Consider the following 16,006-nt stretch of genomic DNA (forward strand, 5'->3'; position numbering starts at 1 on the left):
GGAGAACATGATGGACTTCAAGAAGAGCATGATGCGCGGCATGGCCATCTACGGCGCCTCCACGATGATGAACAGCGGCATCAACAACCGTCAGCTGGCTCAGGATCTCATCGACCTGACCCGCGAGACCCGCTGAACCACAGACTTTCGGTAATCCGAACCATTTCACGAATCATTTCAATCGTTAGTCAATAAGGAGCAATTATGAACATCAAGAAGAGCATGCTTCGCGGCCTCGCCCTCTACGGCGCCAGCACCATGACCTCCGGCGCCATCGCCAACAAGCAGGTCGCCGAAGCCGTCAACGACATCGTCAACGACGTTCGCTGAATCACTTCCGCTCGGATGATCATCTGATCCTCCGAGCCCATAATGGCTGGGGCCCGCGAGCTATCATCGCTCACGGGCCCCAGCCATTTTTCATATCCGCAACGCAGTGCCGCAACGACGCCACAGCGCGAAGCCTCCGCACAGCAACGCGAGGACCTCACACAACACAGCGCCGCAACGCTGCATCAACGCGAAACCTCACACAGCAACACAGCAACGCCACAACGCAGCGGAGGAATCAGCACATCACCACAGACGGGCCGCCTTGCCGTTGAGACGCAGCACCGCCTCGAGGAAGTAGTAGTCCGCGTACATCATCGGCACTTCGCGGTCGGCGTCGTTCTCGTAGCAACCGGAGCACATCTGCACCAGACCATCGCGGGCGGGATCCCAGTCGCACCAGTTCTTGTCGACGGCTTTGAGCAGTCGCACGGCCCAGCGCACGTAGAACGGACGCTCCAGCTGCGGCACCTGATCGACGATCTCCAGCAGACCGCAGGCGGTGATCACGTTCGCGAGCGCATCCCAGTAGACCGGTTCCGCAGGCGCACGGAAGTCGATCAACGCCTTGTCGTCGTTGAGGGCGACGTTGGCGCAGAAGTAGTTGGCCACGCGCTTGGCGGCGTCGAGGTAGCGCTTCTGGCCGCTGTGTCGTGCGGCGAGCGCGTAGCCGTAGACGGCCCAGGACTGGCCGCGGGTCCATGAGGAGCCGGATTCGTAGCCCTGTCCGCCGGGGTTGTTCTTGAGTTCGCCGGTTTCCAGATCGAGGTCGACGATGTGGTTGCAGGAGCCGTCAGGACGGACGACCGCCTTGAGCAGGGTGTCGGCGTGCATGCGGGCGACGTCGGCGAATCGGGGGTCGCCGGTGACATCGCTGGCCCAGAACAGGATCTGGATGTTCATCATCGAATCGATGATCGCCCAGCCTTCGGATTCGGGCAGGTTCCACGCGCGGATGAAGCGGCCGGCGGGGTTGAAGCGGCCGGCCAGCAGGGTCGCGGCGGCGAGGCCGCGGTTCTTCGCCCGTTCGTCGCCGGTGAGGCGGTAGTCGGCGACGGCGGACAGCAGCCACATGAATCCGACGTCGTGGTGCAGGCCCATGAAGTCCGTGTCGATCACCTTGGTGAGGGTGTCCTCCACGTCGCGGGCGGGCTTCACGTAGGCTTCGTCGCCGGTGGCCCGGAACATCTGCCACAGGATTCCCGGCCAGAATCCGTTGGTCCACCATGCGGGGTCGCTGATGTCCTTGAAGTCCTTGTACACGCCGTCCTCGGCGATGTACGGGATGTGCGAGCCGACGCGATCACGTTCGGCGGCGAACTTGTCGCTCAGCTTGGGCAACAGCGAGGAGGCCCATTCGCGCTCCTCTTCGGTCAACATCTGCGTCATATCGAACGCCATAATCACCCTCCATCGGGAAAAGACTGCATCCGGTTTATGAAACCGGTTTCAGGATTATTGAAACACACGATCTTCCGCTCTGTCAAACCCGACACTCTGAAATATCCGTCCGCCCGTGAACGTCATCTCGCCGCATGCCGCATGACCTGCCGTCTGGGTGTGGCGATCAGGGCGATGGTCACCGCCACGACCCCGGTGGCTCCCGCACAGATCCACGGCGCCCACGGGTCGCGCTGATTCGGCACCGATCGTTCGTCGACGTACGGCACCCGATGGGCCCGGACGATCAGACGCCGGGTGTTCAATCCCGGCGGATCGCAGGTATACAGGGTCAGCACGGTTCCGCCGCCGCCCTGGGCGATGGCCCGCCGCTCCCCATCGCTCCCCGGATCCACGCGGATCAGGGAATCCACCCGCCACGCCACCGTGCTCCCCGCGGCCTCCGTGTAGACCATGTCGCCGGCGGACAGCTCGCCGAGCCGGTAGAACAGCAGGCGCGCGCCAAGTCCGCGATGCGCGGCGATCACCGCGTTGCCGGGGTCGCCCACCGGCAGCGTGGTGCCATACATATGCCCGGCCTGCGTCTCCAGCAGACTGTCCGACGTACCATGCCCGACCGGAAGGTTCACGCCGATCCGCGGAATGCGGATGAACGCCATCAGCACTCCCCCGCCCAGCTGGGCCTGATAGTCCGCATCCTGCTCGTGGGCGGGTATGCCGGAACCGCGACGGAACGGATCGGCCGCCTCCCCCACGGCAAGGGTCCCGTGGGTCAGCAGCCGTCGGTCGTAATCGGACGCACGACGCAGCGTCGCCTCCCGCCCGCCGACGCCGTCACCGCCAACACTGCCACCGCCAACACCGCCGTCACCGCCAACACTGCTACCGGCGGACCGTCCGACGCTGCGGGGCATGTCCGCCAGACCGATCGTCAGCGGAAGACTGAGGATCAGCGCCCCGACGACGATCATCACGATGCCGATCAGCGTCAGCCGCCCACGGACCGTCCTGGGCGACGTCGCCGCCGAGTCCCCGTAGACGATGAACCGCCACGACGCCGAAGCCGGACGAACGGCATGGGCCGAACGTCCGGCGGAATCGGCGCGATGGACGCGATCGGGAAGATCGGCGCGGCTGGCGCGATCAGCCATGGATGGCGTTGCGACGGACGAGCAGCAGCACGCCGCCGGCGACGGCCACGACGCCGGTCATGGCGATCAGCCCCAGACCGACCCAGCCGCCGGTCTGGGCGAGCATCACGTTGATCGGCTGGTTCCACAGCGTCAGATTGGCGCCCACCCAGTTCGTCTTGTCGTCCGCATAGTACTTATCGGAACCGTCCCTGCCGCTCCAGTACGCATCGGTCGCGGTGATGGTCAGGCCCTTCGGCGCGTCCTTCTGCTCGACGGCGAAGTTGAACATCGGCTTGAGCAGCGGCGCAATGCGGTTGTTCTTGCTGATGGTGAGCCTCGATTCGGTCTGGTGATCGGGGGTGACGAAGTTCGACTCGTCATCGGCGAACTTGGCCGAGATGCGCACGTCCTCGCTGCTCTTGAGCGGCTGGTAGTTCTTCGGCGCGCGGGTTTCGGTGAGCGTGTAGGTGCCCAGATCAAGACCGCGGATGCGCAGCAGTCCGTCCTTTCCGGTCATCACCCGGGAGCTGCCGGTCTCTCCGGGCACGGCCTGACGGTAGTCGCCGACGGCACCGGCCCTGACGAGCTTCAGCTCGCTGCCCTTGGCCTTGCGGTCGGCCGCGTTGGCGTTGTCCCGCACGGTGACCTTGAATTCGGCACCCTCCAGACCGGCGTTCGACGTGCTGGACCGCTTGCGCAGATCGATGTCGTACGTCCACTGTCGGATGCGCACATGCGGCGTGGAGTGATGGCTGCCGCTGTTCACGTCGCTCGGCGTATCGGTGTAGTCCAGCCAGTTCTCGTTGTAGGTCATGTTGGCGTGGGCGAGGATCCTCGGCGTGATCGTGGCCTGGTACCGGATCGCGAACTGCGAACCGTACAGGGTGCGGGTGCGGTCGTTCAGACGAAGGTCGCCGTAGTTCTTCACGATCCACTTGCCGAGCCCCACGATCATGTGGGTCTCATCGGTGTACGGGTCCACGCTCAGGTAGTACCAGGCGTCGGGCTGGCCCGCCTGACCGGTCGCGGTGCCCGCGCCCTTGGCCGCATATCCGGGAATCGCGGTCACTCGGGTCAACGGAATGCTGGTGCGCGGCCGGATGACGGTTTTGCCGTCCACCCCGGTGACCTTGTCCTTGGCGAGGACCTTGCCCTTGGCGTCATAGAGATTCGCTTCCGGACCATACAGGTCCACGGTGGGAACCGAGGTGACCTTCAGACCGGGCTGCGTGTAGTCGAGCACGCGGTACTCGTACGACCACTTGTCGCCGTTGTCATAGGCGGCACGGTAGGCGCTCATGTCGGCCACACGATACGACACGACGTAGGGGATCACATCGCCCACGTCCACGCCGTTGTCGGCCGCATCCCTGCCGGGCGCGACCGACTCGTCGCGCTGCTTGGGGACCTCCCTCGGCAGCTCCTCCTCGTCGACCACGTTCTTCACGACGATCTCGCCGAGCGCTCCCGTGGTGCCCAGCCTGGTACGGTCCGACGCCTTGTAGCCGTCCAGGGTGGCCACGTCCCCGTCGTCCGGACGGGTGGGCACGATCATCGGCTGCGTGGAGCCGACCGTCCACGACGCCTTATGCCCGTTCGCATTCGTTCCGCTCCACGTCGTGGTGCCGGCAGTGTCGAGGATCAGATACACGCCCGAACCCTGCGCGGCGGTCAACGGGATCGTGCAGACGTCGGCCGCCTTGCAGGTGACGGTCGCGCTGTGCGGAGCGGCGTTCACGGCCTTCATAGCCTCGGAATCCTTGACGATGTTGTCGGCGAACTCACGGACCGAACCGACATAGGCCTTCGACGGCGAGTTGTTGCCGACCCGCTGGGGTCCGGATTCGTTCCATCCGAATCCGAAGTAGCCCGCATCCTGTTTGTTGCCGGGCTGGCCCTTGCCTGCCTGATGCTGGCGGAAACCACCCATCCACGCGATCGGATCGGAGCCGGCAAGCGTCCATCCGGGCAAGGAGCCGGCATCGGACACCCCAGTGGTCCTGGCCAGTACGCGGTTGAGATGGGGCTTCAGCGATGCGGTCGTCTCCACGGCCACGCCGTCAAGCTGCTTGTTGCCCACCGATACATAGGTGCCGTTCGCATAATCGGCCAGCTTGTACGCGGTGAATCGGCGGTCCTTGAGACTGTTTTGCCCGCCGCGCGTCGCCACCGCGGCCCGCACCGTGATGTCGTAGGGCGGGGCCGCGTTAGCCGTGCCGACGCCGGCCGACAGTCCGCCCAGCACGCCGGAGGTGGCGATCACCGCCGCGGCGACACGACGCATACGCGACCGATGCCCGTCAGAATTCCGGACGCCCGCACGCCGGCCGCCGGGACGACTGCCGGACATGCGCCCATCGGCGCGGCGCACGTCCCCGTTCACACGCACGTCCCCGCCGGACCCGTCGGCCTGCCAGATGCCCACGATCCGTCGGCCCTCGTAGGAACGAACACTGTGGGAGCGGATACCGCCGGTCTTATCCGGACCGCAATCCGGACTGTAGGTCCGATCCGGACCGGCGAAGTCCGCGAACCCGATGATGGGCTGTCCGTCGGCGACGGAACCGTCCGGAGACGTTCCCTTGCCGACGCCAAGATGCCGCGTGCTGCTGACCATTCGCGCGGTCCGAGTCCCGGAATCGGCGACTCGCACGGTCCGCGAATCGGCGGGCTGCACAACGGAATCGGCGGTTTGCACAGCGGAGCCAACGGTCCGCGTGTTCTCGATCCGAGCGCCCCCGATCCGCTTGTCCCCGATCCGCTCATGACGTATGCCTGTCTGATGCTGGTTGTTGATGTTCATGGGATAACTTCCTTTCCTGATGTGATGATGCGTTGCTTTCCGTGTATCCATGCGCCGTCTGCCCCGACGGCTCATCGCCGCGCTGTAAGACGGAGGATCGCGTATCCGCACGATCGGCACCGGTTCGTTCCTCATGCCGTTTCCTTTCCTCATGTCATTGCCACTTAGGTCATTGCCGCTCATGTCATTGCCGTCTTCCCGTCCCCGCATGCGATCACCGGCGGAATCTGACGATCATGAATCCCAGCGCCGCGATGCCGGCGGCCACCACCAGCACGCCGATCATCAGGCGCACCGTGTCGGTTCCGGAACCGGTGACGGGAGGCGTCACGTCGGTCGGCACCGTATTGCCCAGCGTCTGCCGCCACCGCTCAGGTCGGCTCGACAGCCCCGATCCCGGACTGACGGAAGAGACCGTCTCGCCCTTCGCCGTTCCGTTGAGCAGCCAGGAGGTTTCGTCGGAGCTGCCGGTGACCGTCAGGGTCACGCCGCGAGATCCGGCGACGTTCACCGCACGGACCACCCAGTAGGCGCCGCCGGCCGGAACCTGCATGGGCGCGGGCGTGCTGGTCTCCCACACGCGGTAGTAGCGGGTCTGGCCCGTTCCGATACGGTGGACCGGAAACGCCCCCTGCCCATCGGCATTGAGGGTGATGCTGTTCCTCGTCGCCTCGGCGATCAGCACCTTGCCGGCCGCATCCCGGGTCTCCTGCATGTGCAGCACGGCCCCCGCGGCGGGACGGTCGCGCATCCAAGTGCCCTGCGCGCCGCCTCTGCGCGCGACCTTGGTGACGATGAGGCTCCAGTTGGCGAGCTGCTCGCTCTGCTCCCGCTCCGGCCGCCATCCGTCACTGACCGACGGTCCCATGTCGAGGATCAGTTCGCTGGCGAGGCTTATGGTCTTGTCCCATCCCCGGCCGCGGAAATCCCACCGGTAGGTCACGCTCTGACCGGTGAGATCGGCCTTGTCGATTCGCCACACGTAAGTCACGTATCCGGTGCCGAGGCCCTTCACCGTTCGCATCGTCGTATCCTTGCCGGGATCGTAGGTGATCGTCTGCCGGCCGTTCTTGAATCCTGCGGCCGGGAACCGCAGCGGGGTGACCGTGCCAATTTTTCTGGCGTTCGCCGGGATCGTCGTGCCGGACGTCCCCGCGGTCGGGCTCCAGTACACGTCGGCCCGCGCCAGCACCGTCAGTCCGGTCACGGATTTCGGCAGGCTCACCGTGATGTCGTCCTTGGGCAGGGAGCCGTCCATCGTCTGCTTCGCGGCGACTTCCGAGACGATGCCGGGCTTCACTGGAGGCATGAGATGCACGCTTTCCGCACCGTTGAGCGCACTGGTCTCCCTGTCGTAGTCCCTGAGACACAGTCGGTAGGATCCGGCCGCGGAACCGACCAGAAGCTGGCCGGTGGGGCATTCGTATCCCGCCTGATTGCGCACCCCGGTGACGCCGACGACCGCACTGGTGAACCAGGCATCCCCCGACGGCCATGCGTCCAGTCCGAAATCATCGGGCACGAACCGGAACGTCTGCGTACCCGGATCGGCTTCGGCACTGGCCCCAGCACCGGCACCGGCACCGGCACCGGCACCGGCACGGTGGTATCCGGCGAACGAGACGGTCTTCGAGAAGGATCGGTTCGCCCCCAGATGCAGCGTGGTCTTCACCACGAATCGCAGATCGCCGTCGAACCGACCGTCATTGTCCGAGTCCCAGTCGTGGTGCCCGTCGGTCGAAGCCGCGGAGAGCCGGACCTGATCGTCCAGCGGCTGCGTGCCACCGGCCAGCCGCAGCGACTCGCGGCGCGAATCGAACCTCGTCGCCTCGGTGACGTCGTCCTGCCTCCACCCGCCGACCAGTCCGTTGACCGCCTGACTGGTGACGGCCGCGGTCATCTCACGCGAGTCCGGCTGGGTCGGCGGCGGGATCGGCTCGGTGTTGTACCGTTCGGCCGGATCGTCGACGCCGCTGTTCTGGTTGAGGCCGTAGTGCACGTACCGTTGGCCTTGAGCCTCGTTGGGCACCATGTACGACCGGTATTCGTAGATGTTGGCCGCGTAGCCGGGATCCGACGGATCGACCCGGCGGACGATGACGTCGTACCACAGGTCGGCGTTGGCCGGCCATTGCGTGGCGCCGCCGCCCTGGGATCCGGTGAGGAACTGGAACGTGTAGTCGCGGGTCTGCATCCGGGTGAAGTAGTCGTTGACGATGCGTTTCTGCGCAATGGACTTCTCCGCACGGCCGTCCTTGTTCGCGTCGATGTTCAGCCGCACGTCGATGGTGAAGAAATCGTCGGTCGGATGCCCCACGCCGAGCGCCGTGATGCTCACCACGTCACGCAGCACGCTGTTGCGGGCGATCTTCGCGTTCACGCTGTCACGCCATTCGGGCCTTCCCGACAGGAATGACCCGGCGGAGGCGTATCCGGCGCGGGTGGTGATGCCCGGCTTCCACGGCGAGGGCTCCCAGCCGATCAGCGACTGGCCTGCGGAGGCCGGCTGGGCCATGTAGAACAGCAGTCGCATGCCGGAGCTGTCGGGGATCGGACTGCTTTTGGACAGTTCCATCAGCTTCCGGTAGAAGCCGTCCTTCAGCACCGAGTCGGGAATGCCCTTGGTGCTGCCGTTGTGGATGGTGGACAGCGCGTAATGCGTCATCACCAGACCGGTGTTGCGATCCTTGCCGAAGATGTTGCCGAACCCATCCGGACCGTAGTAGAACACGGAACGCATGCGGTTGGCCTTGTCGGTGCCGAAGTTGTAGGACCTCGGATCGTACGCCGTGTCGACGTCGGGCGTGTGGGCGGCGGCCTGCACGCACAAGGCGCGGTTGCCGTTGGACAGGATGAACTCGCCGGCCGCGTAGTCGTCGCCGTTCCATGGGATGTGCGAGATCTCCTTCAGTGTGAGCGTCGAGGCCCGGACGGCCTTGCGCATGAACAGGCCGCGCAGCCGCGACAGCAGACCGGTGGAACCGTCGCCGTCATCCGATTCGATGCCAAGGTCACCGCCGCGACCGCCGGCGTTGTTCGATACCGCGGTGGGGTCGCCGGCCGACTCGCCCTGCACCATCGCGACGCCCAGGCGACGATCGTTCGGATGACGCCCCGCGACCGTGGTTCCCGCGATCGCCGCCCCGCCCGACCCCTGTTTCGGTACGGCCAGATAGACACCCTCCGGCACCGAGGCCGATCCCTCCCCCGTCACCGAGGCGGCAGCGGGAACGCCGGATCGACGCAGTCGGTCGGACAGCAGGCCGATCGTCAGCCGCTGGGTTTCGACGTCGGTCATATGCCAGAGCCGATTGACCGGATCGTCGGCCTTACCATCGTTTCGGTTCGCTCCCGCCTGAGCCAATGCCTCGTCCGCGGCCGTACGCACCGTCGGCCCGACGCTGACGGCCCGCAGATCCTCGAACGGACGGCCGGAGACGGAACCGGTACGGGCGTCGGACCCGGTCATGGAGGACCGTTCGACGTCGTAGCGTCCGATACGGTACAGATCGACGCCGATGCCGGTCAGCGTGGTCGAGGCCACCGCCCGCACCGTCAGCGTTGTCCGACTGGATATGACACTCGTCCCATCGGCCGGGGCCGTGCCCGACGGGTCCGCGAACGCCACGCCACCCGTGAACGCCACGCCACCCGTGAACGCCATGGCCGCCGCGACCGTCAGACCGGTCACGGCCCTCCACATGCGCCGCCGCATGCCGGCCGTTCTCCGGCCTACCGCGTGTCGTACCGTGAGCCGTACCGTGGGCCGCATCACGGAAGGCGGCCGACCATGGATTCCGATCGGCCTGCGTTGCCCGGTCCCGGAGCTTTCGTTGCGTGTCTCGATCATGGGTATCCCGTTCCTTTGCTCGTCCGTTGCCGACCGGGCCGAACGGCTTCGTCACTGTCGACGTCCGCGTCGGCCGGCTTCGTCGCCGGTCAGACCTGCCGGCGCTGGGTACGGCAATCATGGCAAAGTCGGGTCCGGAGGGTCGGGGAATCAGGCACGGCTGTGGATAACCGGGCCGATTGGGGGATGAAACCCGAAGAATGGGGAAAACCGGAATTCCGGAATCGTTGCAATGTGGATATCCGGTATGGAGATTCGGTGAAATGTGGACAAGATCCCGACCATCCACACCGTCCATACGACACGCCGATCATCGGATTGTGAAACGATGATCGGCGGTCGGATCGTCGCTCAGGCGACGACGTTGCCGTAGATCTCGGCCTTGAGATTCTTGCGACTGGTTTCGAGCCGGGTGATCTCGCCGAGCAGGCGGAACTTCTCCTCGCCTTCGGGCAACTGGTTCATCCGCCGCTTATCCGCGGCGATGCGCCGCATGAACCCGAGATCGAGAATGCGTACCAGCAGTTCGGAGGCGTACTGGGTCTCGGCCGCGGTGGGCTTCTTCAGCGCGGCGCCGGCACCGTTCTCCTGCGAATCGCCGCCGACCACGGCACCCGACTGGCCGGACTGCCCCGACTGGCCGGAGCCCTGCCCCGCGCCGTCGCGTCCGTTCGAGGGCAGAGGCAACGGCATCACGGCCAGCTCGTTCACCACGCCTTCGAGCATGGGACCGGCCGCCTTGGACAGGTTGTGCAGCCACAGGCCCTGCGGCGTGTCGTCGGCGGGCAGGCCGCCGGCCGCCTCGACCGCCTGGAACAGCGAACGGAACACGGGGGTCATGAAGTTCCCCGGAACCAGCTGGGCGAACATGTCGGCGTTGATGGCCCGGGGTACTTGGATCAGCACGCCCATGAACTGCTGCTCGCAGATGAACACCGCGTCGTCGATGCGGTAGTAGCCCTGCGTGACGGCGTCGTGATGCTCCAGCTCACGGCGGCGAGCCGGATCGGCGTACGGGTTCTCCCCGCGGCCGACGCGCGAACGCTCGCCGTTCATGCCTTCTCCCCTGCCGCGACGGGGGGCGTAGGCGTCTTCGTCGCGCACGTTCATCCGCCGGCGCGCGGCATTGACCTCGTTGATCATGATGTCGAGGTCCACGCCCACTCGGCGCACGGCCTTGCGGGCGTACAGATCGACCAGCGACCGGTCGCGGATCTGCGCGATCACTGGGGCCACGGCCTTCACCGCGCCCATCTGCCCGGTGGTGTACTGGGTGTCGAACTGGTCGATGGCCGTGTCGATCACGAAGTCGTAGAGCGGACGGGCATGCTCCACCAGCGTGCGCACGGCGGCGTCGCCGCGTTCGATCCGCAGGTCGCACGGATCGAGGTTGTTGTCGGCCACGGCCACGAACGTCTGGGAGAGGAACGCGCCGTCGAGGCCGAACGCGTGCAGCGCGGCCTTCTGCCCGGCCGCGTCGCCGTCGAAGGTGAACACCACGCGGGAGGTCTGGTTCTTGCCCGGTCCGATGAGCTGCAGGGCCCCGAGCTTGTCGTCGGAGATCAGCCGGCGCACGATCTTGGCGTGTTCGTTGCCGAACGCGGTGCCGCAGGTGGCGACGGCGGTGTCCACGCCGGCCAGATGGCAGGCCATCACGTCCGTATAGCCTTCGACCACCACGACCTGACGCTTCTTGACGATGTTGGCCTTGGCGATGTCAAGGCCGTAAAGCATCTGGTTCTTGTGGTAGAGCGTGGTGTCGGGCGTGTTGATGTACTTGGCCTGGATGGTGTCGTCGTCGAAGAGCTTGCGGGCGCCGAAGCCGAGCGTGCGTCCGGTGGCGTCACGGATCGGCCAGGTCACACGGCCCCTGAAGTAGTCGTAGACGCCCCGCTGCCCCTGCCGGGCCAGTCCGGCGTCGAGCATCTCCTGCTGGGTGAAGCCCTTGCCGGCGAGATGTCGGACGAGATTGTCCCAGCCCTGAGGCGCGTATCCACAGCCGAATCGCTCGCAGTCGGCCTGCGAGAAGTTGCGGCCGGCGAGCAGCTTGCGTGCCGCGAGCGCCTCCTTGCTCATGATCTGGGAGACGAAGAACCGCTGGGCCGCCTCGTTGGCCTCGAGCAGGCGGGACCGCTTGGACCCCTGACGCTGGTCGGGGCGCTGGGAGTCGTAGTGCAGTTCGATGTGGTATTTGTCGGCGAGGATCTCCACGGCGTCGGCGAAGCCCACGCTTTCGGACTGTTCGACATATTTGAACACGTCGCCGCCCAGTCCGCAGCCGAAGCAATGCCACGATCCGAGCGCGGGACGGACCGAGAAGCTGGGGGTCTTTTCGTCGTGGAACGGGCACAGGCCCATGTAGGTGCCGGTTCCGGAGGCCTTCAGGGTGACGTCGGCGGATACGATGTCGTACAGGTCCGCGACGGCGCGCACCTTCTCGATGTCTTCCTTCACAATCAAACCCGGCATAATCTTCCACCCTACTCAAGGTCGCGGAGAACGGTCGTCACAGCCTAGCGAACGTCCGGCGAGGCGTCCGGAGAGACGTCCGGCCGCGGCAAAGCCGTCAACGTCCTAGCCCGACAGCCGCCGGTGCAACGCCACGGCGGAGTTGTCGGTCAGGCTGGCGACCTGATCGATGGCGACGCGCAGTCTCCCGGCGTCGTCGGCCGCGGCGCGCCAGTCCTCGAGGAACACGGTCTCGAGCAGATCGGAGGGCTGCGGGGCCCGGGCCATCAGCGCCTCGACGAGATCCGTGACGATCCTGCGCTGCTCCCTGTGCTGGTCATCGGCCTCCCTCGGCTCCATGACGAAGTACACGGCGATGCCCTTCATCGCCATGATCTCGTAGGCGGTCTCCTCGGGGATCACCAGCGATGCGGTGTAGCGCACCAGCGGACCGGAGCCGTATCGGGACCGGGTGGCGGATTCCACGGCGTCGGTGAACCGGCCGATCTGCGCGCTGGTCAGGTTCTTCAGCAGTGCCAGGGACCGGCGCGAACCGGAGAACCGTTCGGGCAGCAGTCCCGCCCCGCGCAGCCGTCCGAAGGCCGACAGCAGACCGTCCGCGCTCCATTGTTCGCCGTACCACCGTCGGGTCCTCTCGACGATCGCGTCCACGGTCTTCGCGTCCGCAAGCGTGACGGGGTCGAGCGACCGGCAGACCACGGCATCCTCCACGTCGTGCACGCTGTAGGCGATGTCGTCGGCGAGGTCCATGATCTGGCATTCCATGGGTTTGACGCGTTCTGGGGCGCGTTGTTTCAGCCAGCGGAACACCGGCTCGTCGTCCGGGTAGACGCAGAATTTCGGGCTTCGTGTGCCGTCGGGGCGCATGGGGGCATCGGCGGCCGTCCACGGGTATTTGACGGCGGCGTCGAGGGAGGCCCTCGTGAGGTTGACGCCGGCGCTGCGGCCGTCGGCGTGGAAGATCTTCGGCTCCAGCCTGGTCAGGATGCGCATGGTCTGCGCGTTGCCTTCGAATCCGCCGATGTCTCCGGCCAGAGCGGCCAGGGCGCGTTCGCCGTTGTGGCCGAAGGGCGGGTGGCCGAGATCGTGGGCGAGGCACGCGCAGTCGACCACGTCGGGGTCGCAGCCGAGCGAGACGGCGATCTGTCGGCCGATCTGGGCAACCTCCAGCGTGTGGGTGAGCCGGGTACGGGCGAAATCGTCGGTGCCGGCGACCAGGATCTGGGTTTTCGCGCCGAGCCGTCGGAACGCCGACGAGTGGATGATCCGGGCCCGGTCGCGCTGGAACGCCGTGCGGCTGCTGGTTTTCGGCGGTTCAACGGCCCAGCGCTCCTCGTCGTCGGCCAGATAGCCTTCGGTTTCGAGCACGGCTTCGCCGTTCGAGGTCTCGATCATCGTCGCACCGCCTTCCCGCCGCCGCGCGGCGATCGTCGCCATTACCGCATGGATACCGCCCGCATGGATACCGCGATTACAGCAGGGTCTTCGGGTCGAGTTTCGCCAGATCCCGTTCGTCGAGCACATCCGCGGCGTTGAGGTACAGCCTCGGGATGCGATTGCGCAGGCAGGTGAAGATCTCGTAGCTGATGGTGCCGGCGGCCTTGGCCCAGTCGTCGGCGGTGGGTTCGGCAAATGCCTCGCCCCTGCCCGGTCCGAACAGTTCCACGGTGTCGCCTTCGTGCACGTCGAGTTCGTCGGCGGAGCAGGAGCCGTGCAGGTCGATCATGAACTGGTCCATGCACACGCGGCCGGAGACGCGGTAGAGCTTCGGGCCTTCGCTGGTCATCACGCGCACGGGGCCGCCGTCCTTCTGTACGTGCTTGGCGCCCTGCATGTCGAATCCGGAGGCGGAGCGGTGGATGCCGTCCGCGTAGCCGATCGGCACGATGGCGGTGGAGGTGTCGTCCGGGGTCAGGTACGTGCGGCCGTAGGAGATGCCATGGCCGGCCTCCACATGCTTGACGGTGCCGAGCTGCGCCTGCAGCGTCATGGCCGGCTTGAGCCGCCATGTGGAGGGCGTGCCCATGGCCGGGTCGGGCTCGTAGCCGTACAGGCCGATGCCCGGTCGGGTGAGTTCGAAGTGGATCTCGGGACGGTTCAGCGTGGCGGCCGTATTGGCCAGATGACGGATGCGCGGCGCGATGCCGGCCTTCTCCATGCGCGCGGTGAACTGGTTGAAGGATTCGATCTGACGGTCGGTGGAGGCCACGAACTCGGGCACGTCCGGCGAGTCGGCCACAGCGAGGTGGCTCCACTGGCCGACGATGTCGAACACGCCCTCGTGCGCGTAGGCCACGAATTTCCTCAGGGCCTCGTCGAACGTCTCCTCGGTGAAGCCGTTGCGGCCGAAGCCGGAATCCACCTTCACATGCACACGGGCGGTCCGGCCTACGGCGCGGGCGGCCTCGGCGGCCAGATCGATGCCGGCCATGGAGCCGATGGAGATGTCGATGTCGTTCTCGATCAGCTCGCCGAACGGCACGTTCACGCCGTTGTACACCCAGGTGAGAATGTGGCAGCGGTCGGGACCGATGCCCGCCTTGCGCAGCAGCAGCGCCTCATGGGACTGTGCGGTGCCGAGCCAGGTGGCGCCGCCGGCGAGCGCGGCGAGCGCGGCGGGGATGAGCCCGTGACCGTAGGCGTCGGCCTTGACCACGCCCATCACCGCGGTACCGGAGTCCGGCCCGCCGCACACGGAGACCAGATGGCGCATGTTGTCCCGCAGGACCGCCAGATCGACGATGCACTGCGCCGGATACTGCCGGCATGCCGCCTCGTAGTTGTTCCGGCCGGCGTCGGAGGAGAATTTCCAATCAGGTACTGCGTTCAAAGTCATAGCCACCATTGTGGCGCGCGAATGCGACGAAATCGTGATTGTCCACAGACGTCGTGCGCCGAGGCCGTCCGCGCGTCGGTCACTTCCCGGCGCTCACCGTCCGTTCCACCGGTCATTGTCCATCCGTCCCACCGGTCATTGTCCGTCCGTTCCACCGGTCACTGCCCGGATCACTCCCCGGACTTCGCGGCGGATTTCATGGCCTCGTAGCGCCTGCGGATCAGGTCGTTGTAGAAGTCGATGGCCGGCTGCGGCTCGCCGTCGAAGACGATCGTCTGCTCGTCGACCACCAGTACGCGGTCGATGCGGTAGGCGGGATCGGCGATCAGGTCGAGGTCGTGGGTGGCGAAGATCACCTGCTTGTCGTAGCCGAACAGCGCCTTGGCCACGGTGCGGGTGGCGTTCTCGTCGAGGCCCTTGGTCGGCTCGTCGGCGACGATGGCGGCGGGGTTGATGGCCAGCGCGCCGACGATGGCGAGCAGATGCCGCTTCTCGCTGTCGAGGCTGGCGGCCTTGCTGTGCGCGTAGGGGCTGAGGCCGAAGTGGGCGAACAGGGCGCCGACCGTTTCGTGGCGGATGCCTTCGGGAAGCCGATAGGCGTTGAGCTGGGAGGAGACCGCCTCGGCAATGTCCTTGGCCATGTAGTAGGACTGCGGGATCTCCTCGCGTCGTACGATGCCGATGACGTCCCGGGCCTGCCGGGCGTCGGCCTTGACGGCGAGGTTCAGCGCGGCGTCGGTTTCGGTGGTGCCGTCGTCGTTGGTCAGGGTCCGCACCACGCTGGCCGTGCCTTCGCTGGCCTTTTCGGATCCGTCGAGCACCTTGAGCAGCGAGGACTTGCCGGCGCCGTTGAGTCCGATCACCGCCACCCGCTTCTCGTCGATGGTGATCGTGGTGGGCCTGAGCCCCACATGGCCGTCGTCGTAGACGAGGCCGGCGTCCTTCAGCACGAAGGTCAGCGATCCGGCCCTCGAATCCCATTCACGCTTGCGTTTTCCGAACAATCCGAACAGTGCCATGTCACTCCCCTGCGATCCGTCGCTCCGCGGCCGGAGGAACATGGCCGGAGCGTCCCGTTACCGCCATTGTAGGAAGGCGTTCGGATAGCGCGGCGGCGATCGTCCGATGCGGCGGCTGCGATCGTCCGGCGCGGTGCAGGCCGCCTTCCCGCCGTCTTACGATAT

10 protein-coding genes are annotated in these 16,006 nt (G+C 66.3%); 2 read left to right on the forward strand and 8 right to left on the reverse strand.

Translation table 11 applies throughout. From position 1 onward, the window contains the following. The first annotated feature begins 7 nt into the window (after positions 1-7). Positions 8-136, forward strand: coding sequence for a hypothetical protein (locus CSQ87_RS11210; RefSeq protein ID WP_276310750.1), 129 nt, complete (start codon positions 8-10; stop codon positions 134-136). 68 nt (positions 137-204) lie between these two features. After that, positions 205-330 carry a hypothetical protein gene (locus tag CSQ87_RS11215; protein ID WP_276310749.1) on the forward strand — a complete coding sequence of 42 codons (126 nt, stop codon included), beginning with the start codon at positions 205-207 and terminating at the stop codon, positions 328-330. A 246-nt stretch (positions 331-576) separates the two neighbouring features. On the opposite strand, the gene CSQ87_RS03580 is transcribed toward CSQ87_RS11215, so the two are convergent. The 8 genes from CSQ87_RS03580 to CSQ87_RS03615 form a co-directional block, all read right to left on the reverse strand. Next, positions 577-1,719, reverse strand: coding sequence for a glycoside hydrolase family 88 protein (locus CSQ87_RS03580; protein ID WP_207761095.1), 1,143 nt, complete (start codon positions 1,717-1,719; stop codon positions 577-579). Between the two features lie 134 nt (positions 1,720-1,853). Further along, positions 1,854-2,882, reverse strand: a complete 1,029-nt coding sequence (locus tag CSQ87_RS03585) for a sortase (RefSeq protein WP_100512516.1) — start codon at positions 2,880-2,882, stop codon at positions 1,854-1,856. Further along, positions 2,875-5,481 (reverse strand): prealbumin-like fold domain-containing protein, encoded by a 2,607-nt coding sequence (locus tag CSQ87_RS03590; protein WP_133122337.1) that lies wholly within the window; start codon positions 5,479-5,481, stop codon positions 2,875-2,877. Before CSQ87_RS03590 ends, CSQ87_RS03585 begins: the two co-directional genes overlap by 8 nt. 400 nt (positions 5,482-5,881) lie before the next feature. Next, positions 5,882-9,358, reverse strand: coding sequence for a hypothetical protein (locus CSQ87_RS03595; protein ID WP_100512518.1), 3,477 nt, complete (start codon positions 9,356-9,358; stop codon positions 5,882-5,884). A gap of 510 nt (positions 9,359-9,868) precedes the next feature. Beyond that, on the reverse strand, positions 9,869-11,986 hold the full coding sequence (gene dnaG, locus CSQ87_RS03600; RefSeq protein ID WP_100512519.1) for a DNA primase: 2,118 nt from the start codon (positions 11,984-11,986) through the stop codon (positions 9,869-9,871). A gap of 105 nt (positions 11,987-12,091) precedes the next feature. After that, a complete protein-coding gene (locus CSQ87_RS03605) occupies positions 12,092-13,381 on the reverse strand; it encodes a deoxyguanosinetriphosphate triphosphohydrolase (protein WP_100512520.1) in 1,290 nt (429 codons plus the stop codon). 76 nt (positions 13,382-13,457) lie between these two features. Then, positions 13,458-14,822: an alanine racemase gene (gene alr / locus CSQ87_RS03610; RefSeq protein ID WP_100512521.1), complete on the reverse strand. Its 1,365-nt coding sequence runs from the start codon at positions 14,820-14,822 to the stop codon at positions 13,458-13,460. 170 nt (positions 14,823-14,992) lie between these two features. Then, positions 14,993-15,841, reverse strand: a complete 849-nt coding sequence (locus tag CSQ87_RS03615; protein ID WP_100512522.1) for an ATP-binding cassette domain-containing protein — start codon at positions 15,839-15,841, stop codon at positions 14,993-14,995. Between the last annotated feature and the right edge of the window lie 165 nt (positions 15,842-16,006).

It is taken from the genome of Bifidobacterium simiarum (genome assembly GCF_002802905.1).
Classification (GTDB): domain Bacteria; phylum Actinomycetota; class Actinomycetes; order Actinomycetales; family Bifidobacteriaceae; genus Galliscardovia; species Galliscardovia simiarum.